At 73.4% G+C, this 21,673-nt stretch carries 16 protein-coding genes and 1 pseudogene; 10 read left to right on the top strand and 7 right to left on the bottom strand.

Going from position 1 to position 21,673, the window contains the following annotated elements:
- The first annotated feature begins 74 nt into the window (after positions 1–74).
- From LOC65_RS18455 to LOC65_RS18445, 3 genes are read left to right on the top strand one after another with little or no spacing between them, the layout of a single operon-like run.
- Positions 75–707, top strand: a complete 633-nt coding sequence (locus LOC65_RS18455; protein WP_230248758.1) for a response regulator transcription factor — start codon at positions 75–77, stop codon at positions 705–707.
- 55 nt (positions 708–762) lie between these two features.
- Entirely contained in the window at positions 763–1,338 is a 576-nt protein-coding gene (ruvC, locus tag LOC65_RS18450) for a crossover junction endodeoxyribonuclease RuvC (RefSeq protein WP_230248634.1), read from the top strand.
- Positions 1,335–2,054, top strand: coding sequence for a dienelactone hydrolase family protein (locus LOC65_RS18445; protein ID WP_230248632.1), 720 nt, complete (start codon positions 1,335–1,337; stop codon positions 2,052–2,054). The genes ruvC and LOC65_RS18445 overlap by 4 nt, the downstream gene beginning before the upstream one ends.
- Before the next feature lie 11 nt (positions 2,055–2,065).
- On the opposite strand, the gene LOC65_RS18440 is transcribed toward LOC65_RS18445, so the two are convergent.
- Genes LOC65_RS18440 through lpxC form a run of 3 tightly spaced genes read right to left on the bottom strand, consistent with a single transcriptional unit; the run spans position 2,066 to position 4,959 of the window.
- Positions 2,066–3,796 carry an ExeA family protein gene (locus LOC65_RS18440; protein ID WP_230248630.1) on the bottom strand — a complete coding sequence of 577 codons (1,731 nt, stop codon included), beginning with the start codon at positions 3,794–3,796 and terminating at the stop codon, positions 2,066–2,068.
- 31 nt (positions 3,797–3,827) lie between these two features.
- A complete protein-coding gene (locus tag LOC65_RS18435; protein ID WP_009855943.1) occupies positions 3,828–4,013 on the bottom strand; it encodes a hypothetical protein in 186 nt (61 codons plus the stop codon).
- Positions 4,014–4,023: 10 nt separating this feature from the next.
- Positions 4,024–4,959 (bottom strand): UDP-3-O-acyl-N-acetylglucosamine deacetylase, encoded by a 936-nt coding sequence (gene lpxC, locus LOC65_RS18430; protein WP_009855944.1) that lies wholly within the window; start codon positions 4,957–4,959, stop codon positions 4,024–4,026.
- Positions 4,960–5,114: 155 nt separating this feature from the next.
- Here lpxC and LOC65_RS19535 point away from each other — a divergent pair, with 155 nt between their 5' ends.
- A complete protein-coding gene (locus LOC65_RS19535) occupies positions 5,115–6,668 on the top strand; it encodes a methyl-accepting chemotaxis protein (RefSeq protein WP_310736948.1) in 1,554 nt (517 codons plus the stop codon).
- On the opposite strand, the gene LOC65_RS18415 is transcribed toward LOC65_RS19535, so the two are convergent.
- From LOC65_RS18415 to LOC65_RS18400, 4 genes are all read right to left on the bottom strand, one after another.
- Positions 6,669–8,060: an amidohydrolase family protein gene (locus tag LOC65_RS18415; RefSeq protein ID WP_230248629.1), complete on the bottom strand. Its 1,392-nt coding sequence runs from the start codon at positions 8,058–8,060 to the stop codon at positions 6,669–6,671.
- 70 nt (positions 8,061–8,130) lie between these two features.
- Entirely contained in the window at positions 8,131–9,030 is a 900-nt protein-coding gene (locus tag LOC65_RS18410) for an isopenicillin N synthase family oxygenase (protein WP_230248628.1), read from the bottom strand.
- 13 nt (positions 9,031–9,043) lie between these two features.
- Entirely contained in the window at positions 9,044–10,102 is a 1,059-nt protein-coding gene (locus tag LOC65_RS18405; protein WP_164963353.1) for a phospholipase A, read from the bottom strand.
- A gap of 122 nt (positions 10,103–10,224) precedes the next feature.
- Complete coding sequence (locus LOC65_RS18400) at positions 10,225–10,710, bottom strand: Lrp/AsnC family transcriptional regulator (RefSeq protein WP_230248627.1); 486 nt, start codon at positions 10,708–10,710, stop codon at positions 10,225–10,227.
- 200 nt (positions 10,711–10,910) lie between these two features.
- Here LOC65_RS18400 and LOC65_RS18395 point away from each other — a divergent pair, with 200 nt between their 5' ends.
- The 6 genes and pseudogenes from LOC65_RS18395 to LOC65_RS18370 all read left to right on the top strand — a co-directional run bounded on the left by LOC65_RS18395 (position 10,911) and on the right by LOC65_RS18370 (position 21,671).
- Complete coding sequence (locus LOC65_RS18395) at positions 10,911–12,479, top strand: methyl-accepting chemotaxis protein (protein WP_230248625.1); 1,569 nt, start codon at positions 10,911–10,913, stop codon at positions 12,477–12,479.
- A gap of 10 nt (positions 12,480–12,489) precedes the next feature.
- Positions 12,490–13,539: a diguanylate cyclase gene (locus tag LOC65_RS18390; protein WP_230248624.1), complete on the top strand. Its 1,050-nt coding sequence runs from the start codon at positions 12,490–12,492 to the stop codon at positions 13,537–13,539.
- On the top strand, positions 13,494–17,933 hold the full coding sequence (locus LOC65_RS18385; protein ID WP_230248623.1) for a PAS domain S-box protein: 4,440 nt from the start codon (positions 13,494–13,496) through the stop codon (positions 17,931–17,933). The genes LOC65_RS18390 and LOC65_RS18385 overlap by 46 nt, the downstream gene beginning before the upstream one ends.
- A gap of 121 nt (positions 17,934–18,054) precedes the next feature.
- Positions 18,055–19,251, top strand: coding sequence for an amidohydrolase (locus LOC65_RS18380; protein WP_230248622.1), 1,197 nt, complete (start codon positions 18,055–18,057; stop codon positions 19,249–19,251).
- Positions 19,248–20,408 (top strand): annotated as a pseudogene (locus LOC65_RS18375) (diaminopropionate ammonia-lyase); the annotation flags it as partial. The gene LOC65_RS18380 and the pseudogene LOC65_RS18375, both read left to right, overlap by 4 nt.
- A 33-nt stretch (positions 20,409–20,441) precedes the next feature.
- Complete coding sequence (locus LOC65_RS18370; protein WP_230248757.1) at positions 20,442–21,671, top strand: M20 family metallo-hydrolase; 1,230 nt, start codon at positions 20,442–20,444, stop codon at positions 21,669–21,671.
- Positions 21,672–21,673 lie beyond the last annotated feature (2 nt).

The raw sequence follows: 21,673 nt of genomic DNA, 5'->3' as shown, positions 1-21,673 counted from the left end.
TCTGCAGGCGGGGATTGGGCTGGCTACACTGCCGCGGGGCCGCCTTGGCGGCGGCGACCGAGGAGAAGCCGTTGATCATCCGCGTAGGCATCGTCGACGACCACGCCATCGTGCGCACCGGGCTGCGCCAGTTCCTGTCCGAGCAGGTCGACCTGCGTGTCACCGGCGAGGCCGCCAACGGCGCCGAGGCGCTGGACCTGGTGCGCCGCGGCGACGTGGACGTGCTGCTGATGGACCTGTCGATGCCCGGCCAGAGCGGCGTCGACGCGCTGGCGGCGATCCGCGCCCGCGCTGCCGAGCTGCCGATCCTGATCCTGAGCGGCTTCCCCGAGACGCACTACGCGACGACGCTGCTGCGCCAGGGCGCCAGCGGCTACCTCAACAAGGAGTGCGACCCGGACGAGATCGTCAAGGCGATCCGCACCGTCGCGCGCGGCCGGCGCTACATCACCAGCCAGGTCGCCGAGCTGCTCGCCGACACGATGGCCGGCGGCCTGGACAAGCTGCCGCACGAGGCGCTGTCCGAACGCGAGCTGCAGGTCTTCCTGCGCCTGGCCAAGGGCGAGACGGTGGGCCACATCGCCGAGAGCATGTTCCTCAGCGTCAAGACGGTCAGCACCTACCGCACCCGGGTGCTGGAGAAGCTCAAGCTCGCCAGCAACAGCGACCTCACCTACTACGCGCTGAAGAACGGGCTGATCCAGTAGCCCGGCCGCGGCCAGGGCGTCTGAGATACTGCGCCGCCGCCCGGCGGCCCGCCCCATGCGCATCCTCGGAATCGACCCCGGTCTCCAACGCACCGGCTTCGGCGTCATCGACGCCGACGGCCCGCGGCTGGCCTACGTCGCCAGCGGCGTCATCGACACCGCCGAGGCGCCGCGCGGCGACCTGCCGCAGCGCCTGAAGATCATCTTCGAGGGCGTCGCCGAGGTCGTCTCGCGCTACGAGCCGCAGGCCGCGTCGGCCGAGATCGTCTTCGTCAACACCAACCCGCAGAGCACGCTGCTGCTCGGCCAGGCGCGTGGTGCGGCGCTGGCGGCGCTGGTCTCGGCCGGGCTGCCGGTGGCCGAGTACACCGCGGTGCAGATGAAGAAGGCCGTCACCGGCCACGGTCTGGCGTCCAAGGAGCAGATCCAGGAGATGGTGCGCCGGCTGCTCGCCCTGCCCGGCGTGCCCGGCAAGGACGCCGCCGACGCGCTGGGCATCGCCATCGCGCACGCCCACGCCGGCGGCACGCTGGCCGCGCTGGCCGAGGCCACGCCGCTGGCGCGCCGCGCCCACGCCCAGTACCGCCGCGGCCGCGCCTACCGCGCCGCGCCCCACCGGAGATGCCGATGAGCCCGAACACCGCCGCAGACCCCGTCAGCACACGCTGGATCGACATCGCGCCCGGCTTCGCCGCCTACCTGGCGCTGCCGCCGGCGGGCCGCGGGCCGGCCCTGGTGCTGCTGCAGGAGATCTTCGGCGTCAACACGCACATCCGCGCCGTCGCGCGGCAGTGGGCGCTGGACGGTTTCGTCGTGCTCGCGCCCGACCTGTTCCACCGCCGCGCGCCACGCGTCGAGCTGGCCTACTCCGGCGACGACCACGCGCAGGGCCTGGCGCTGCACCAGGGCTACACCCACGCGGAGCAGCTCGCCGACGTCGCCGCCGCGATGGCCGCGGCGCGCGCCCTGCCCGAGGTCGCGGGCCGGCGCTGCGGCGCGCTCGGCTTCTGCATGGGCGGGCGGCTGGCCTACTTCGCCGCCGCGACCGCCGGCGCCGACGCCGCGGTCGCCTACTACGGCGGCCGCATCCAGGACCACCTGGCGCTGGCGCCGCAGGTCGGCGTGCCGATCCAGTTCCACTACGCCGGCGACGACGAGTACATCCCGCCGCCGGCCGTCGACGCGGTGCGTGCCGCCTTCGCGGGCCACGCCGGCGCCGAGGTCCACGTCTACCCCGGCACGCCGCACGGCTTCAACTGCTGGGCGCGCACCAGCTACGAGCCGCGTGCCGCGGCGCTGGCGCACGGGCGTGCGCTGCAGTTCCTGGCCGCGACGCTGAACGGCTGATCAGCGGCGGATCAGCGGCCGAGGCGCGGCTCGGCGTCGTGTTCGTCGCGCGCCAGCAGCATCAGCGTCTGCGGGCCGGCGACACCGTCGACCGCCAGGCCGCGGGCGCGCTGGAAACCGGCGATGCGCCGCGCCAGCGAGGCCGCGTCGGTGGCGGTCTCGGTGTCGAGCGCCTGCAGCAGCGCCGTCCACGCGGTGTCGGACGGCGGCCGCCACAGCGTCGTGAAGCCGCCGTGCCACCAGCGCGCCAGCTTCAGCAGCGGCACATGCTCGCGGCGCTCGGCGATCTGCAGCGTCGCCGTGTCCTCGTCCAGCGCCACCAGCAGCGCGTAACCCGGCCGGCCGCGTTCGTCGGCCAGATGCAGCAGGCCGGGACGGTCGAGCTGACGCAGCGTCGACAGCGGCACCCGGCCGCTCCAGCAGGCCAGGCCGGCCGCCGCCGCAGCCGCCGCGCAGGGATCGCCGACGACACGCCCCAGGCCCCACAGCCGGGCCAGCCGGCGCCGCGCGCCGACCTCGTCGGCACCGTCGCCGCTGAACCAGGCGTAGTCGTGCACCGCCGGCAGCAAGGCCTGCGGCGGCAGCTCGGCGCGTGCCGCCAGCGGGCTCGGGGCCGCTGCCGGCGACGCCGGTTCGGCCGGCGGCAGCGTTGGCGAGGGCGGCGCGGCCACCGGGGCGACCGCCGGTGCGGCCACGGGTGCGGAGGCGAACGCGGCGGGTGCGGGGGCCGCGGCCACCGTCGCGCCCGGCGCCCGAGCCGCCGGAGCCACCACGGCCGCCGCCGCCGGCGGCGCGGCATCGCGCCAGGACAGGGCGCCCAGCGCCGCGGCCAGCACCAGCCCGGCGCCGGCGACGAAGGCCCAGGGCGCCACACGCGCCGGGGCGCCGCCCGGCGCGGCGATCACGGCCGACGGCGGCGTCGCCGGCCGCACCGGCGGGCCGGCGACGTCGTGCGCGGCGCGTTCGAGCCGCACGACGTCGACACGCCGCTGCCCGGCCTCGGCGGCGAGCGCCAGCGCGCGGTCGCAGAGCACGTTGACACGCCGCGGCACGCCGCCGCTGAAGCGGTGCACCAGGCCCAGCGCCTCGCCGTCGAACGGCAGCGCCCCCTGCAGCCCGGCCACGCGCAGCCGGTGCTCGACATAGGCCGCCGTCTGCGCCTCGGTCAGCGCGCCCAGGTGGGCGCGCACGACGATGCGCTGCGCCAGCGGCTCGAGCTCCGGGCGCGCGAGCATGCCGCGCAGCTCGGGCTGGCCGATCAGCAGCACCTGCAGCTTGCGGCCGCTGGAGTCCAGGTTGGTCAGCAGGCGCAGCTGCTCCAGCACCTCGTGCGACAGCGCCTGCGCCTCGTCGATGACGATCAGCGTGCGCCGGCCCTGGGCATGGGCCAGCAGCAGGTGGCCGTGCAGCGCGTCGATCATGTCCACCGGGCCGTCGGCGGCCGGCAGCTCGACGTGCAGGTCCTCGAAGACACGGGCGATCAGCGCGTCGACGCCGAGCTTCGGGTTGACGACGCTGGCGACGTCGACGTTGGACGGCAGCTGCTCCAGGAACGTGCGCCAGAGCGTCGTCTTGCCGGCGCCGATCTCGCCGGTCAGCAGCACGAAGCTCGCGCCGCGCGCCAGCCCGTAGTTCAGCAGCTCCAGCGCCTCGCGGTGCTGCTCGCTGGGGTAGAGAAACCGCGGGTCCGGCGCGATCGAGAACGGCTCGCGGGACAGCCCGAAGAAGGACTCGACGATCATGGCGCGGCGAGCATAACCGCCGCGCCGAGCGCTACAGCATCAGCGCCAGGCGCTCGAGGATCAGCACCGCGAAGAAGCCGATCGCCGCCAGCACCGTCCACTTGACGATGACGATGCCGCGCCGGCGCCAGCCGGTCTGGCCGGTGGCGATGTACATCGCGAAGCACAGCAGCCCGGCCAGCAGCAGCAGGCCGAAGACGAGGCGGAAGATCAGCATCGGCCGCGTGTCACCAGGCCGGCGCCAGCTCGGCGAAGCCGCGCGGGGCGTCGCTCTCGCGCTCGAAGCTGACGATCTCGTAGGCCGTGCTGTCGGCCAGCAGCTTGCGCAGCAGCTTGTTGTTCAGCGCATGGCCGCCCTTGAAGGCGGTGTAGCTGGCCAGCAGCGGCTGGCCGGCGACGTGCATGTCGCCGATCGCGTCGAGGATCTTGTGCTTCACGAACTCGTCGTCGTAGCGCAGGCCGTCGGCATTGAGCACGCGGTACTCGTCGACGACGATGACGTTGTCCATGCTGCCGCCCAGGCCCAGCCCGCGCGAACGCATCATCTCGACGTCCTTCGTGAAGCCGAAGGTGCGCGCGCGCGCGATGTCGGTCTTGTAGCGGCCGCTGCCGAAGTCGAACTCGTGGCGCTGGCCGGTGGCGTCGAGCGCCGGGTGGTGGAACTCGATCTCGAAGCTCAGCTTGTAGCCGTGGTACGGCTCCAGGCGCGCCCACTTCAGCGTCGGGCCCTCGCCTTCGCGCAGCTCGACCGGCTTCTTCACGCGCAGGAAACGCTTGGGCGCGTTCTGCAGCTGGATGCCGGCGCTCTGCAGCAGGAAGACGAAGCTCGCCGCCGAGCCGTCGAGGATCGGCACCTCCTCGGCGGTGATGTCGATGTAGACGTTGTCCAGGCCGAGACCGGCGCAGGCCGACAGCAGGTGCTCGATGGTCTGCACCTTGGGCGCGCCGGGGTCGCCGCCGGGGCTGATCGTCGTCGCCATGCGCGTGTCGCAGACGGTGTCGGGACGCACCGGGATGTCCACCGGCACCGGCAAATCGATGCGGCGGAAGACGATGCCGGTGTCCGGCGGGGCCGGGCGAAGGGTCAGCTCGACCTTCTGCCCGCTGTGGACGCCGACGCCCACGGCCCTCGTGAGGCTCTTCAGGGTGCGCTGCTGGATCATGTCCGTATTGTCCCGCATGGCGCTCGCCCCGGGCCGGCACGGGTCAACATCGCCTCGATTGGCAACATTGATGAAATTGTTGACAACGTGCGCTCAAGCCGCTCGCCCCCCGGACCGATAGACCCGTTAGTTCCGAATGGTCGACGAGGGCTGGCATGACTGTTTTCCGTGATCTCCGCATCGGCGTGCGCCTGGGCGCCGCCTTCGTCGCCGTGCTGCTGCTGATGGTGGCGACGCTGGCGCTGGCCGGCTGGACGATGTCCGGCATGCACACGCGCACCGAGCACATCACCGTCACCGAGTACCGCAAGGTGGCGCTGGTCGGCGCGGCGCTGGACAACGTGCGCGGCAGCATCGGCCGCGTGATGCAGATCGTCGGCGACACCAGCCCCGAACGCCTGGCCAAGGCACGCGAACGGTTGGAGGTCAACGTCAAGGCCTTCGACGACGCGATGGCCGAGCTCAAGCCGCTGCTCGACGATGCCGAGGCGGTGGCCTTGTTCGACAAGGCCGAGGCCGCGCGCCAGCGCTACAAACAAGAGGTCGCCGAGGTCTTCAAGACGGTGGAGAACGCCGACGAAGGCGCCGCCGCGGCGCAGCTCTTCGGCCAGACCTACGACTCGCTGCACGCCTTCGCCGGCGCGCTGCGCGAGCTGCAGAAGTTCAGCCAGACGGCAATGAAGGACGCCACCGCCGAGGACGCTGCCGCCTACGACCGGGCGCGCGTGATGATGATCGTCGCGGCGCTGATCGCGCTGGCCACCGGCGCGCTGCTGGCCTGGCTGATCACGCGCTCGATCACGGTGCCGCTGAACGCCGCCGTCGCCGTGGCCGACCGTGTCGCCGCCGGCGACCTGAGCAGCCGCATCCCCGAAGGCGGGCGCGACGAGACCGGCCGATTGCTGACCGCGCTGGCGCGCATGAACGCGGCGCTGGTGCAGCTCGTCGGCGAACTGCGTGGCGCCGCCGACTCGATCGCCACCAGCAGCGCCGAGATCGCCACCGGCAACGCCGACCTGAGCCGGCGCACCGAATCGCAGGCCAGCAGCCTGCAGCAGACCGCGGCGTCGATGGAGGAACTGGCGTCCACCGTGCGCTCCAACGCCGAGACCGCCGGCGAGGCCGCGCGCCTGGCCGCCGAAACCAGCACCGGCGCCGGCGCCGGCGGCGAGGCGATGCAGCGTGTCGTGGAGACGATGCAGGCCATCGGCAGCAGCTCTCAGCGCATCGGCGACATCATCGGCACGATCGACGGCATCGCCTTCCAGACCAACATCCTGGCGCTCAACGCGGCCGTCGAGGCGGCCCGCGCCGGCGAGCAGGGCCGCGGCTTCGCGGTGGTGGCCGGCGAGGTGCGCCTGCTGGCCCAGCGCAGCGCCGAGGCGGCGCGCGAGATCAAGACGCTGATCGGCCAGAGCCGCGACACCGTCGAGTCGGGCAACCGGCTGGTCGCCGATGCCGGCGAGCGCATCACCGCCATCGTCGCCCAGGTCGAGCGTGTCAGCACGCTGGTCGGCGAGATCGGCAACGCCAGCGCCGAGCAGCGTTCGGGCATCGACCAGGTCGGCCAGGCCGTGACGACGCTGGACGACGTGACGCAGCAGAACGCCGCGCTCGTCGAGCAGAGCGCCGCGGCCTCCGACAGCCTGCACCGCCAGGCCGAGGCGCTGCAGGCGCTGGTGGCGCGTTTCCGCCTCGAGGCGGCCTGATCAGCGGCGCAGCGTGCGCACCCAGCGCGCCGCGTCTTCGCGCAGCGCCGCCAGGTCCAGCCCGGGAATCGCGTCGTCCTCGACGACGACACGCCCGGCGACGACCAGCGCCTTCAGCGGCGTGCGACCGCCGCTGACCACCGGCGCCACCGCCCGGTCGTGCAGGCCGAAGTGGCGCGGCTCGCGCGGGTCGTAGACCGCGAAATCAGCGCCCTGCCCCACGGCCAGCGTGCCGACGCCGTCCAGCCCCAGCACCCGCGCGCCGCCGGCGGTGCCGACGTGCACCACGTCCTCGACCGTCATCGCCCCGGCATGGCCGCCGGGCTGGCCGGCGAAGCGGCCCGAACGCGGGTCGGCGCGGTGCGTCAGCCAGCAGGCATGGGCTTCGCTGAACATGTCGCAGGCTTCGTTGGACGCCGCACCGTCGACCGCCAGGCCGACCGGCACGCCGGCGGCCAGCGCCTCGGGAATGCGCGCGATGCCCGAACCCAGCCGCGCGTTGCTCTGCGGGCAGTGCGCGATGCCGGTGCCGGTCTCGGCGCAGCGGCGCAGCTCGGCGTCGTCCAGATGCACCATGTGCGCGTACCAGACGTCCGGGCCCAGCCACTCGTGGCGTTCGGCGAACTCGATCGGCGAGCAGCCGTGGTGCTCGCGTGCCCAGCGCAGGTAGTCGTCGGTCTCCGACAGATGGCTGTGCAGGCGCAGCCCCAGACCGCGCGCATGGCGCGCGATCTCGCGCAGTTCGCCCGAAGTGCAGCTGGTGTGCGGCGTCGTGATCGCGCTGACGACACGCCGCATCGCGTGCGGCGAGGGGTCGTGGAAACGCGCCGCGTCGTGTTCGACACCGGCCAGGAACTGCTCCAGCGTCTCGGGCACGGCTTCGGGCGGGGCGTCGGCGCTGGGCAGCGTCTGGCCGCCGCGGCAGAGCACGAAACGCAGGCCCAGACGCTCGGCCTCCTCGAAGCAGACCGCCGACGGGTCGTAGTCCATGCCCGGGTAGACGTGGTACTGGTGGTCGGCCACCGTGCCGCAGCCCGACAGCGCGAGTTCGACGAGGCCGACACGCACCGCGGTGCGGAACGCGTGCTCGTCGCGGAAGCCGGCGCGGTACGGCACCGTCACCGCGCCCAGCCAGGGCACGAGCGGCAGGTTGATGGCCTCGGGGATGGCCTTCAGCAGGCTCTGGAACAGGTGGTGGTGGGTGTTGACCCAGGCCGGGTAGACGATGCAGCCGGCGGCGTCGAGCACACGTTCGCCGGGCTCGGCGGCCAGCGTGCCGATGGCGGCGACGCGGCCGGCGCGCACACGCAGGTCCACCGGCCCGCGCACGCGCATCGTGTCGCGGCGGCCGGTCCACAGTTCGGCGGCGCCGCGGACGAGGAAGTCGGTCATGGGGAGGAGGCAGGGACGGGAATACGGCCGCGAGTATCCGCCCGCCGCGCCGCCCGCCCCGTGCGCCAGCTCAGCCGGACAGCGTGGTGCGGCGGTACATCTCGGCCAGGTGCTCGCCGGCGGTGATCGGCGCGTAGCGCGCCGGGTGCGCGGCGTCGACGCAGGTTGGCAGCGGCGCGACCAGCGCGTCGGCGTCGAGGTCGAAGAAGTAGGCGATCGACCAGCGCTCGATGCCGACGCGGCGCGGCACGACGCGGTGCATCGTCGAGCGCCAGCGGTCGTTGGTCCAGCGCCGCGTCATGTCGCCGATGTTGACGACGAAGGCGCCGGGCACCGGCTCGACGTCGAGCCAGCGGCCGTCGGCGCGCTGCACCTGCAGGCCGCCGGCGTCGTCCTGCGCCAGCAGCGTCAGCGCACCCCAGTCGGTGTGTGCGCCGCAGCCGAGCTGCCCGGGCAGCACGACGGCCGGCGCCGGCGGGTAGTGCAGCAGACGGGTGACGCAGTTCGGGCGCCGCGTGTACACGTCGAAGTGGCGCGGCGGCAGCGACAGCGCCAGCTCGAACAGCCCCATCATGCGCGCCGCCAGCGTGCGCAGCGCCGCCGCGTAGGCGTCGAGCGCGGCGCGGAAGCCCGGCACCAGCGCCTCGTCGGGCCACTGGTTCGGGCCCAGCGCCTCGACACCGAGGTAGAAGCTCTCCTTCAGGTCGGCCGGGCGGTTGGGGTCCAGCGCCTGCCAGCCCACCGGGTCGAAGCCGCGGTGCAGCGGCCAGCGGTCGATGTGCCAGCGGCACTTGACGGCCTCGGGCAGCGCGAAGAAGCGCCGGCTGGCGTCGAAGGCCGCGGCGACGACGTCGGCCGGCACGCCGTGGCCGGTGACGGCGACGAAGCCGTCGGCGCGCAGCGCGTCGTCCAGGCGGCGCGCCAGCTCGGCCGGCGGCGCGGATTCGAGGTCCAGCAACAGGATCGTCATCGCCTCTCCGGTGTCAGAACTGCACGAAGCTCAGCCCCAGGCCGACGCTGTTCTGGCGGAAGTTGTAATCGGTCAGCGTCTCGCCGTAGCCGCTGAACAGCTGGAAGTACCAGCGCAATCCGTTCGGCTGGTCGGAGAACACCGGGTAGGTGTAGTCGAACTGGAAGGCGCCGGTGCGGCCCTCCTTCAGCGTCGTGCGGTACAGCAGCGACGCGGCGTGCGGCCCCGAGGCCCAGCCGAGCGTGAAGTCGGCGCGGCCGCGGTAATGCACCAGATCGGGGTTGTCGTCGTCGGCACGCGACTCCGACAGCCGGTGGGCGATGCGCGCCTGCAGCGTCCACGGCCCGCGCTCCAAGCCGGCGCCGAGATAGGTGCGGTTCCAGCTGCGCGACAGCGGGTCGCTCTGGCCGTTGGACTGGTGCGCCAGGCCGAGTTCGGTGAACCGCCAGCGCCAGCCCAGCGGCAAGCGCTGCAGCCCCTGCGGCGTCGGCACCATGTAGATCAGCTCGGGCTCGTAGTCGGCGTTGCGGAAGGGCTTGGAGTCGGTGGTGTTCCAGATCTGCCACAGCACCTGCTGGGTGTAGCCGAACCACAGGTCGGCGTCGGGCAGCAGCAGCCCCTGCGCCAGCTTGGCGCGCACCGACAGCTGGAACTTGGCCTCGACGTTGCGGTAGTTGGGCTGGTCGAGCTCGGGCTGGGTCGGCGTCTTCGGACGCCGGTTGATGCGGTCGGTGTAGTGCACCGGCATCACGTAGCTCGGCCGGTAGCCGGTGAAGTTGAAGATGCCGCGCTTGTCGGCGCGGTCGAGCTCCCAGAAGCGCGACAGCAGGCTGGTCTCGCGCGGTTCGGCCGGGTCGGCGACCGGCGCGCCGCGTGCGGCCAGCAGCGTCGGCGGCGCCTCGGCGGCCGGCGGCGGCGCCACCGGCGCGCGGCCGGCGAGGCGGTCGTAGCAGGCCAGGCGGTCGGGGGCGGCGGCGATCTCGACGCAGGCGGCCAGGCGCGCGTCGGGCGTCTGGGCGACGGCGGCGGCACAGGCGCAGAGCAGCGGCACGGGCAGGAGGCGGACGGACATGGACAGTCGGGCGAGGTGTCGAGGCGGCGCAGCTTAAAGCCCGCGCGGCATGCCGGCGACGGCGCATGCAAGGCCGGGGCCATGGCCGCCGGCGCCGCGATCGTGCGTGCGGTGCGGGCGCCTCAGCCGGAGGCGGCCGGCCGCAGCGGCACGCGGGTCTCGAACTTCGAGCAGTGCATCGCGAAGGTGCTCTTGAAGTTGCGCACGTTGTGGTGCGACGCGAAGGCGGCGCGCGTGAACGCGTGGTACTCCTGCATCGACGCCGCGGTGACGACGAGCAGGAAGTCGAACTCGCCCGAGACCTCGTAACAGGCCTGCACCGCCGGCTCGGCCGCCATGCGCTGCTCGAACTGGCGCAGCAGCGCATCGTTCTGGCGGTCCAGCTCGACCGAGACGAAAGCCGTCAGCGGCCGGCCGACCCGCTGGCGGTCGACGATCGCCACCTGGCGCAGCAGCACGCCCGAGGCGCGCATCGCGGCGATGCGGCGCTGGCAGGTCGCCGGCGACGAGCCGGCCCGGGCGGCCAGCGTGCGCATCGGCAGCGTGGCGTCGTCTTGCAGCAGGTCGAGCAGGCGCAGGTCGAGCGCGTCGAGCTCGGAAGGTGACATCGGGGCACGGGCATTCACGGCGCCGACCTTAGCACCGCGTTCGTGCCCGCCGCCTGGGCCCGGAGACCGCCGTCTCCCTCCTGAATCTCCGATGCAAGCGATCAAATTTCACACTTCTATCTTTTATAGGATCAAAAAAGCCACCGAAACTAGCGCCAGCATCAAAGCACAGAGGGATAGTGCGCGATGGAGACGTTCAAATGATCGAGCGCATCACGCTGAGCCAGCGTCTTGCCCTGGCCTTCACGCTGCTGCCGGCGGCGATGCTGGTGCTGGCGCTGCTGTCGGCACACGACCTGACGCGGGCCACCGAGCGCCTGCGGGGCTACGTCGCCGGGGCCGAGGCCCGCGCCGCACTGGCCGCCGACATGCACATCGCCGTCGAGCAGCGGGCCATCGCGGCGCGCAACATGCTGCTGCTCGACGACGCCGCCGACATCGCCCGCGAAGGCACGGCGGCGCGCGAAGCCCACGAGCAGGTCGCCCGCATCCTGGACGACCTCAAGCGCCACGTGCACGACGACGCCGACACCAGCGACGAGGCGCGCCGCCTGGTCGCCCGCATAGAAGACGTCGAACGCCGCTACGCGCCGGTGGCGCTGCAGGTCGTCGCACTCGCCGCGCAAGGCCGGCGCGACGAAGCCCGGCTGATGATGAACCGCGACTGCCGGCCGCTGCTGGGTGAACTGGCGCAGGCCGCGCACGACTACGACGACCTCGCCAAGCGCCAGAGCGCCGACGCCGTGGCTTCGGCGCTGGCCGAGGCCGAAGGGCAGCGCCTGGTGCTGGTCGGCTTCAGCACGCTGGCGCTGATCGGCGCGGCCGTCGCCGGGATCGCGCTGCGGCGCTCGATCGTGCGGCCGCTGGCCCAGGCCGTCGGCGTCGCCGAGGCGGTGGCCGACGGCGACCTGACGCACCACATCGAGGCCCGCGGCCGCGACGAGATCGCCGCGCTGATGCGCGCGCTGGCGACGATGAGCGACAAGCTCCAACACGTCGTGCGCCAGGTGCGCGACGGCAGCGACTCGATCGCCGTCGGCACGCGCGAGATCGCCGTCGGCAGCGCCGACATCAGCGCCCGCACCGAGACCCAGGCCAGCGCGCTGCAGCAGACCGCCGCGACGATGGACCAGCTCGGCTCGACGGTGCGCCACAACGCCGACCGCGCCGGCCAGGCCGACCAGCTCGCGGCGCGGGCGTGCACGATCGCCGGCCGCGGCGGCGAGGCGATGCAGCAGGTGGTGCACACGATGGGCGAGATCGAGGAGCGCTCCAGGCGCGTGCTCGACATCGTCGGCGTCATCGACGGCATCGCCCACCAGACACGGCTGCTGGCGCTCAACGCCGCGGTCGAGGCCGCGCGTGCCGGCGACCACGGCCGCGGTTTCGCCGTCGTCGCCGGCGAGGTGCGCACGCTGGCCCAGCGCAGCGCCGTCGCGGCACAGGAGATCAAGGCGCTGGTCACCGACAGCGCCGCGCGTGTCGAGCAGGGCAGCGGCCGGGTGCGCGACGCCGGACAGACGCTGCAGGAACTGACCGACGCCATCCGCCATGTCGGCACCATCGTCGCCGAGATCCGCAGCGGCAGCGAAGAGCAGGCCAGCGGCGTGCACCAGGTCGGCGAGGCGATGGCGCAGATCGACAGCGCGACGCAGAACAACGCCGCGCTGGTCGAGGAAAGCGCCGCCGCCACCGAGCGGCTGCGCGACCAGGCGGCACGCCTGGCCCAGCTGGTCTCGGTGTTCCGCGTCGCCGGCACGCCGGCCTGAGGAGGCGGCCATGCACACCTCCGGCGCCGACACGGCACGCAGCACGCTGCTGATCGTCGACGACAACCCGGCCATGATCCAGTTGATGGCCCGGCTGCTGACCGGCGTCGGCCAGCTGCGCTACGCGAAGGACGGCCCGTCGGCGCTGGCCCAGATCCGCCGTGCACCGCCCGACCTGGTGCTGCTGGACGCCGAGATGCCCGGCATGTCGGGCTACGAGGTCTGCGCCGAGCTGCAGCGCGACCCGGCGCTGGCCGCGGTGCCGGTGATCTTCGTCACCGGCCACACCGGGCCGGAGTTCGAGCTCAAGGGGCTGGAGACCGGCGCGGTGGACTTCATCACCAAGCCGGTCAGCGAGCCGCTGCTGCTGGCGCGCGTGCGCACGCAGCTGCGCATCAAGCGCCTCACCGACGAGCTGCGCGCGGTGGCGGCCACCGACGCGCTGACCGGGCTGCTGAACCGGCGCAGCTTCGACCGCGTGCTCGAACGCGAGTGGCGCCGCTGCGTGCGTGCGCCGCAGCCGATGGCGCTGGTGGCGCTGGACGTCGACCACTTCAAGCGTTTCAACGACCGCTACGGCCACCCTGCCGGTGACGCCTGCCTGCGCGCCGTCGCCGAGGTGCTGCGGGAGACCGCCGGGCGCCCCGGCGACGCCGTCGCGCGCATCGGCGGCGAGGAGTTCGCGATCGTGCTGCCGCAGACCGACCGTGGCGGCGCGACCATCGTCGCCGAGCGCGTGATGCAGGGCCTGCGCGAGCGGGCGCTGGCGCACGAGGACTCGCCCACCGCCGGCATCGTCAGCACCAGCCTGGGCGTCGCCTGCCTGGACGCCGACAGCGCGCTGTGGCCGGGTGCGAGCGAAGCCGCGGCGACCGCGATCGCCGACCGTGCCGACGAACTGCTGCGCTGCGCCGACCAGGCGCTTTATGCCGCCAAGGCCGCCGGGCGCGCGCGCGCCTGGCTGCAGGACTACGCCGACCTGGGCACTCCCGGGCGCCCGCACGAGATCGCCACATGCACGCTGCCGCCGCCCCGGGTGTCGCCCGCCGCCTCGACCTGAGGTCCTGGCGCCGGCCGCTGCTGGCGGCCGCGCTGACGCTGGCCCTGGCGCTGGCCGGCGCGACGCTGGCCTGGCAGCAGCAGGCGCGCCAGAACGCGGCCGAAGCCGACGCCGCCTTCACGAAGCTGGCCGAGCGCGTCGCCGTCGAGATCCACAAGCGCATGGACCGCTACGAGTACGGCCTGCGCGCGGCACGCGGCGCCTACGCCGCTGCCGGCGCGCAGGCGATGCGGCGCGCCGACTTCCGCCGCCACAGCCTGACCTGGGACCTGGCGCGCGAGTTCCCGGGAACACGCGGCTTCGGCATCGTGCGCCGCGTCGCCGAGGACGAGGTGCCGGGGTTCGTCGCGGCGCAGCGCCGCGACGGCTGGCCCGACTACCAGGTGCAGTCGCTGGCGCTGCATTCGGGCGAGCTCTACCTGATCCAGTTCTTCGAGCCGGTGGAGCTCAACCGCGTCGCGCTCGGTCTGGACATCGCCTCGGAGCCGCGGCGCCTGGACGCCGCGGTGAGCGCGATGCGCAGCGGCCAGGTGACGATCAGCGCTCCGGTCACGCTGCTGCAGGAGCCGGCGCGCCGGGCACGGTCGTTCCTGATGCTGCTGCCGATCTACCCTGCCGGTGCCGACGTGTCGACGCCGCAGCGCCGCGAAGCGGCGGCGCTCGGCTGGGCGTACACGCCGCTGGTCATCGACGAGGTGCTGGCCGACCTGCCCGACAGCAGCCTGTTCGGTTTGCGCATCGACGACGGCGACCTGACCCAGGACGAAGGTTTCTACGACAGCATCGCAGGCCAGCGGGGGGACGGGCTGCCGCGGCACGCGCTGCGCCTGGCGATGTTCGGCCGCGAGTGGCAGCTGCAGCTGCAGGCGCGGCAGACCTTCGTCGACGGGCTGAAGCAGCCGTCGCCACGCGCCGAGTTCCTCGAGGTGCTGCTGCTGGGCAGCGTCTGCGCGACGCTGGCTGCGGTGCTCACGCGGCTGCTGCACCGCGGGCGCAGCCAGCGCCTGGAACAGGCACGGCGGGCGGCCATCGTCGAGGACTCGAACGACGCGATCATCGTGCAGACGCTGGACGGCACGATCACCGACTGGAACAGCGGCGCCGAGCGCCTGTTCGGCTACACCGCGGCCCAGGTGCTGGGCCACCGGGCGACCGAGCTGCTGGTGCCGCCGGACCGCGAAGCCGAGGATCACGGGCTGCTGGCCACCGTGGCGCGCGGCGACCGCGTCAAGGTCTTCGAGACCGAACGCCGCCACCGCGACGGCACGCTGATCGAGGTCTCGATCACCGCGTCACCGATCCGCGGCCCCGACGGACGCTGCGTCGGCTCGGCCAAGACGATCCGCGACGTGCGCGACGCACGCGCTGCCGAACGCCGCGTGCGCGAACTCAACGCCACGCTGGAAGACCAGGTGCGCGAGCGCACAGCACTGCTCGAGGCCGCGCGCCACGACCTGCAGATGGTGCTCGACGCCACCTCGTCGATGATCGGCTACTGGGACTCGGGGCTGCGCAATCGTGTCGCCAACCGTGCCTACGGCGACTGGTTCGGCATCGAGCCCGAGCGTGTTCACGGCATGCCGATGCACGAGGTGCTCGGCCAGGCGCTGTACGAGCAGAACCTGCCGCGCATCCAGTCCGCGCTGGCCGGCGAAAGCTGCCGCTTCGAGATCACGACCCCGCCGATGGCGCACCGCGGCGCGCGCCACGCGCTCGTGCAGTACGTGCCGGACGTCGACGCCGACGGGGGCGTGCGCGGCTTCTACTCCTTCGTGCACGACGTCACCGAGCTCAACGAGAGCCGGTTGCGCCTGGCCGCGGCGCAGCGCGACAACGCCGCGCTGCTGCAGACGCTGGACCGCCACGCCATCGTCTCGGTGGCCGACCGCGCCGGGCGCATCGTCGAGGTCAACGAAGCCTTCTGCCGCGTCTCGGGCTACCGCGCCGACGAGCTGATCGGCCAGAACCACCGCATCGTCAACTCGGGCCAGCACGACAGCACGTTCTGGACCGGCATGTGGCGCACGATCGCCTCCGGCCACAGCTGGCACGGCGAGGTCTGCAACCGCGCCAAGGACGGCTCGCTGTACTGGGTCGACTCGGTGATCGCGCCCTTCCTGGACGCCGAGGGCCGGGTCGAGAAGTACGTGTCGATCCGCACCGACATCAGCGACCGCAAGCGCGCCGAGCAGGCGCTGCAGCGCACGCTGACGCTGCTGCGCACGGTGCTCGAGGCCTCGACCCAGGTGTCGATCGTCGCCACCGGGGCCGACGGCCGCGTCAACGTCTTCAACAAGGGCTCCGAGCTGCTGCTGGGCTGGAGCGCCGCCGAGGCCGGCAGCGCGCCGCAGGCCCCGGACTTCGTCGAACTCGACGACGGCCGGGCGGTGGACGCCGGCACCGGTTTCGCGGCCATCGCCGCACGCTCCGGGCAGGCGCCGGGAGAGCGGGTCTACCGGCGGCGCGACGGCAGCCGCGTGCCGGTGTCGCTGGCCGTCACGCCGATGCTCGACGCCGCCGGGGCGCCCGCCGGCTACCTGGGCATCGCACACGACATCAGCGCACGCCAGCGCCAGGAGCGTTCGCTGCACGAGGCGATGCAGCAGGCACGCCAGGCCAACCGTGCCAAGAGCCAGTTCCTGGCCAACATGAGCCACGAGATCCGCACGCCGCTGAACGCCGTCATCGGCCTGGCCTACCTGCTGGGCCGCACGCCGCTGCAGGGCGAGCAGGCCGACATGCTCGGTCGCATCCAGCTCGCCAGCAACGCGCTGCTGGCGCTGATCAACGACGTGCTCGACCTGTCCAAGATCGAGGCCGGCGAGATGGCGCTGGAGCGTGTGCCGTTCGATCTCGGCCGGCTGGTGCGCGACGTCGCCGCGCTGATGGGCCTGCAGGCCCAGCAGAAGGGCATCGAGTTCGTCGTCGACACCGGCGGCCCGCTGCCCCCCGGCGTCGAGGGCGACAGCACGCGGCTGCGGCAGGTGCTGATCAACCTCGTCGGCAACGCGATCAAGTTCACCGAACGCGGCAGCGTGCGCCTGCTGCTGCGGCACCGGCTGTCGGCGCCCGGGCGGCTGCAGGTCGAGTTCGCGGTCGAGGACACCGGGATCGGCATCCCGCAGGCGGCGCAGGCGGGGCTGTTCGAGCCCTTCGTGCAGGCCGACGCGTCGACGACGCGGCGCTTCGGCGGCACCGGGCTGGGCTTGTCGATCGTGCGCCAGCTGGTCGCGCTGATGGACGGCACGCTGACGCTGGACAGCGAGCCCGGCCGCGGCAGCCGCTTCGGCGTCGTGCTGGACCTGCCGGTCGTCGACTCGATGGAAGCCCCGGCCGAGGAGTCCGACGTTGCGGGCAGCGGCCTGGAGGGCCTGCGCGTGCTGGTCGTCGACGACAGCAGCGTCAACCAGGACGTCGCGCGCCGCCTGCTCGAAGGCGAAGGCGCCCGCGTGCAGCTCGCCGGCAACGGGCTGCAGGCCGTCGAGCGGCTGGAGGCCGGCCCGGCCGACTTCGACATCGTGCTGATGGACGTGCAGATGCCGGTGCTCGACGGCCTAGACGCCACGCGGCGCATCCGCGGCGTGCTCGGCCTGGACACGCTGCCCATCGTCGGCCTGACCGCCGGCGTCTCGCGCAGCGAGCAGGCGCGAGCCCGCGCCGCCGGCATGAACGAAGTCATCGGCAAACCCTTCGACCCGCCGGCGCTGGTCGCGGCGCTGCGCCGCGTCGTCTGGGGCACGACGTCAGCACCACCCGCGGCGCCGGCGGCGCTGGTGCCGCTGCCGCCGGACTGGCCGAGCATCGACGGCGTCGACGCCGCGGCAGCCTGCCGCCGGCTGCGTGGCGACACCGGGCTGCTGCGCACGATGCTGAAGCGCATCGTCGAACACGCCGACGTCCTGAGCCAGATCGCCCGCGACCCGACCACCGCCCGGGCCCGGCTGCACGACCTGAAGGGCCTGGCCGGCACGATCGGTGCGGAAGCGCTGCAACGCGCCGCCTCGAGCGCCGAACACGCCTGCCGCCGGCTGGTGGACGCCGAGGAGGCGGATCAGCCCCCCGCCGGCAGCCTGCCGCCGGCCGAACTCGAGGCGCTGATCGACGCCGTGGCCGGCGAGGCCGCCCGGCTGCGCGCCGCGGCCGCCGCCTTCATCGACGCCGTGCCGGCACGCGCAGCGAGCGCGCGGCCGCTGCAGGCCGGCGAACTGGCCGAGCTGCTGGCACTGCTGGCCCAGGGTGACCTGAGCGCGGTCGAACGGGTCGAGTCGCTGGCCGGCACGCTGTCTGCGGCCCTGGGTGACACGGGTTTCAGCGCCCTCGAGCGCGAGGTGCAGAACCTGGAGTTCGAGGCCGCGGCAGCCCTGCTCGCCGGGCTGGTGCCGAGCGAGGACTGAGACAGCGGCGCGCCACGGCGCCGCAACACGGGACGTTTCGATCACGCGGCGGCCGATCAGCGAGCGCCGGTCTCGTGCAGCGGCCCCAACAATGGAGGCCCGCCCACGCCGCCGCACGCCGATGGACCTCGCCACACCCGCCCCCGACGCCGAAACCACCTGGCGCCGCTGGCGCCACGACTTCCACCGTTTCCCCGAGACCGGCTTCGACGAACACCGCAGCGCCGAACGTGTCGCGCAGGTGCTCTCGCTGCTGGGCCTCGAGGTCGAACGCGGCATCGGCGGCACCGGCGTCGTCGGCACGCTGCGCCGCGGCCACGGGCCGGGCATCGTCGCGCTGCGCGCCGACATGGACGCGCTGGCGATCACCGAGCACGCGCCGGGCCGTGACTACGCGTCGCAACACGCCGGCCGCATGCACGCCTGCGGCCACGACGGCCACATGGCGATGCTGCTGGCGGCGGCGCAGCTGCTGGCCGAAGGCGGCGGCTTCGACGGCACGGTGCGTTTCGTCTTCCAGCCGGCCGAGGAACACGGCCGCGGCGCCGCGGCGATGCTGGCCGACGGGCTGCTGGAGCGCTTTCCGTTCGACGAGATCTACGGCGTGCACAACATGCCGGGGCTGCCGGCCGGGCAGATCGCCACACGCGTCGGCGGCCTGATGGCCAGCGAGGACAACTTCGTCATCCGCGTGCACGGCCGCGGCGGCCACGCGGCGCGGCCGCACCAGCTGGTCGACCCGCTGGTCGTCGGCGCCGAGATCGTGCTGGCGCTGCAGACCGTCGTCGCACGTTCGGTCGACCCGCAGCAGCCGGCGGTGCTGTCGTGCACCGAGTTCCACACCGACGGCATCCGCAACGCGGTGCCGTCCGAGGTGGTGATCCAAGGCGACACGCGCAGCTACGCGCCGGAGGTCCAGGCGCTGCTGGAGCGCCGCATCCGCGAGCTGGCCGACGGCATCGCGCAGGCCCACGGCGCACGCTACGAGGTCGAGTACACGCACGAGTTCGCGCCGACGATCAACCACGCCGCGCCGGTGGCCGCGGCGCTGCAAGCCGCGCGCCGCGTCGTCGCGGCCGCACAGATCGACGGCGACACGCCGCCGGTGATGGCGTCCGAGGACTTCGGCCGTTTCCTGCTGCACCGCCCCGGCGCCTTCGTCTTCCTCGGCAACGGCGCCGGCAGCGAACCCGGCGCGACACCGCTGCACAACGCCGGCTACGACTTCAACGACGCGCTGCTGCCCGTCGGCGCACGCTGGTTCGCCGAACTCGTGCGCCTGCGCCTGCCCGCCCACGCCTCCGAGACCCGCCCGTGATCGTCCACAACCCGCAGGCCACGCGCCGCCCTTACGACGCCGAACTCGCGGCGCTGCTGAACGCCGACGCCGCCCGCGACGCCCGCGAGGCGCTGGCCCACTGGCCGCTGCTGGCGCGCCAGCCGACGCCGCTGTGGTCCCTGCCCGGCCGCGCCACGGCGCTGGGCCTGGCCGCCGTCGACCTGAAGGACGAGAGCCGGCGTTCGCCGCTGGCCAGCTTCAAGGCGCTGGGTGCGCCGTATGCGCTGCTGCGCCTGGTGCAGCGCCGCTTCGACGGCGCCGGCTGGAATGCCGTCGATCTCTTCGCTGGCCACCACGCCGCCGCGCTAGCCGGTTTCACCGTCATCGCCGCGACCGACGGCAACCACGGCCGTGCACTCGCCGCCGCGGCGCAGAGCCTGGGCTGCCGCTGCGTCATCGTGCTGCACGCCCAGGTGAGCCGCGAGCGTGAAGACGCGATCGCCGCCTTCGGCGCCGAGATCGTGCGCATCGCCGGCGACTACGACGATTCGGTCGTCGAAGCCGCGCGCCTGGCCGCGGCCAACGGCTGGGAGGTCGTCTCCGACACCTCGTACGAAGGCTACGAAGCCGTGCCGCGCGACGTGATGCAGGGCTACGCCGTCATCGCCGACGAGGTGCTGGAGCTGGTCGACACACCCTACACCCACGTCTTGCTGCAAGGCGGCGTCGGCGGGCTGGCCGCGGGCATCGTCAGCCGGCTGTGGCAAGCCGCCGGTGCGGCGCGGCCGCGGTTCATCGTCGTCGAGCCCGAGCAGGCCGACTGCCTGCTGCAGAGCGCGCTCGCCGGCCGCGCGGTGCGCGCCAGCGGCAGCACCGACTCGCTGATGGCCGGGCTGGCTTGCGGCGAACCGTCGCCGCTGGCCTGGCGTTTCCTCGCGCCGGCGGTCGACACCTTCATGACCGTGCCCGACGAGGCCGCCGCGCAGGCGATGCGCGAACTGGCCGACGGCGCACACGGCGACCTGCCGCTGGTCGGCGGCGAATCGGGGGTCGCCGGGCTGGCGGCGCTGCAGGCGCTGTGCGCCGACCCGGCGGCGCGTGAGCGGCTGGGGCTGGACCGCCACGCCCGTGTGCTGCTGATCAACAGCGAAGGTGCGACCGCGCCGGGTGTCTACGCCGGGCTCGTCGGCCGCGATGCCAACGAGGTGCTCGGCGCGCAGCAGCAGCGCCTGGCGCGGGACGGCATCGCCGCCGACCGTCTCGTGGCGCGGCTGGCCGAACACGCCGAGATCGGCGCCACACCCAACGGCGGCGTCTGCCGCCTGGCGCTGAGCGACGCCGACCGCGACGGCCGCGACCGCCTCGTCGCCTGGATGCACGAGCTGGGGCTCGTGGTGCAGGTCGACCGCATCGGCAACGTCTTCGGCACGCGCGCCGGCCGCGATCCGGGCGCGGCGCCGGTGATGACCGGCTCGCACCTCGACACGGTGGCCACCGGCGGGCGTTACGACGGTGTCTACGGCGTGATGGCGGCGCTGGAAGCCGTGCGCCGGCTCGACGAGCTGGGCATCACGACGCGCCGGCCCATCGTCGTCGCCGCGTTCACCAACGAAGAAGGCGTGCGCTACCAGCCCGACATGCTGGGTTCGCTGGTGCACGCCGGCGGCCTGGCGCTGCCCGACGCGCTGGACACCGTCGGCATCGACGGCACACGCCTGGGCGACGAGCTCGCGCGCATCGGCTACGCCGGCGATCTCGATGTCGGCACGATCCGCCCGCACGCCTTCGTCGAGCTGCACATCGAGCAGGGGCCGGTGCTGGAAGCCGAAGGCGTGGCCATCGGCGCCGTCGCCGACCTGCAGGGCATCTCCTGGCAGGAGATCACCGTCGAGGGCCAGTCCAACCACGCCGGCACGACGCCGATGCGGCTGCGCCGCGACGCCGGCGCCGCGGCGGCCGAGATCGTGGTCTTCGTGCGTGAGCTGGCGCTGCGTTTCGGCGAGCCCCAGGTCGCCACCGTCGGCCGGCTGCGCCTGCACCCGGACCTGATCAACGTGATTCCGGCACGCGCGACGCTGACGGTGGACCTGCGCCACACCGACGAAACGACGCTGCAGCAGGCCGAAGCTGAACTGGCAACCTTCCTCGAAGGCCTGGCCACCGAACGCGGCCTGACGGTGTCGTCCCGAAGGCTGGCGCGTTTCGAGCCAGTGGTCTTCGACGCCCGCCTGGTGCGCACGATCGAAGCCGCCGCCGCGGCGCGTGGTTACGGCGTGCGCCGCATGACGTCGGGCGCCGGCCACGACGCGCAGATGATGGCGCGCATCGGCCCGGCGGCGATGATCTTCGTGCCCAGCGCCGGCGGCCTGAGCCACAACCCGCGTGAACACACGCCGGCCGAACAGCTCGCGCAGGGTGCGAACGTGCTGCTGGACGTGTTGCGGCGGCTGGCCGGCTGATG

Origin of the sequence: Rubrivivax sp. JA1055 (genome assembly GCF_020966565.1) — a bacterium.
Taxonomy (GTDB): Bacteria; Pseudomonadota; Gammaproteobacteria; order Burkholderiales; family Burkholderiaceae_C; genus Rubrivivax; species Rubrivivax benzoatilyticus.
The sequence above is the reverse complement of the archived record's forward strand: the minus strand, read 5'-3'. Positions and strand labels throughout refer to the sequence as shown.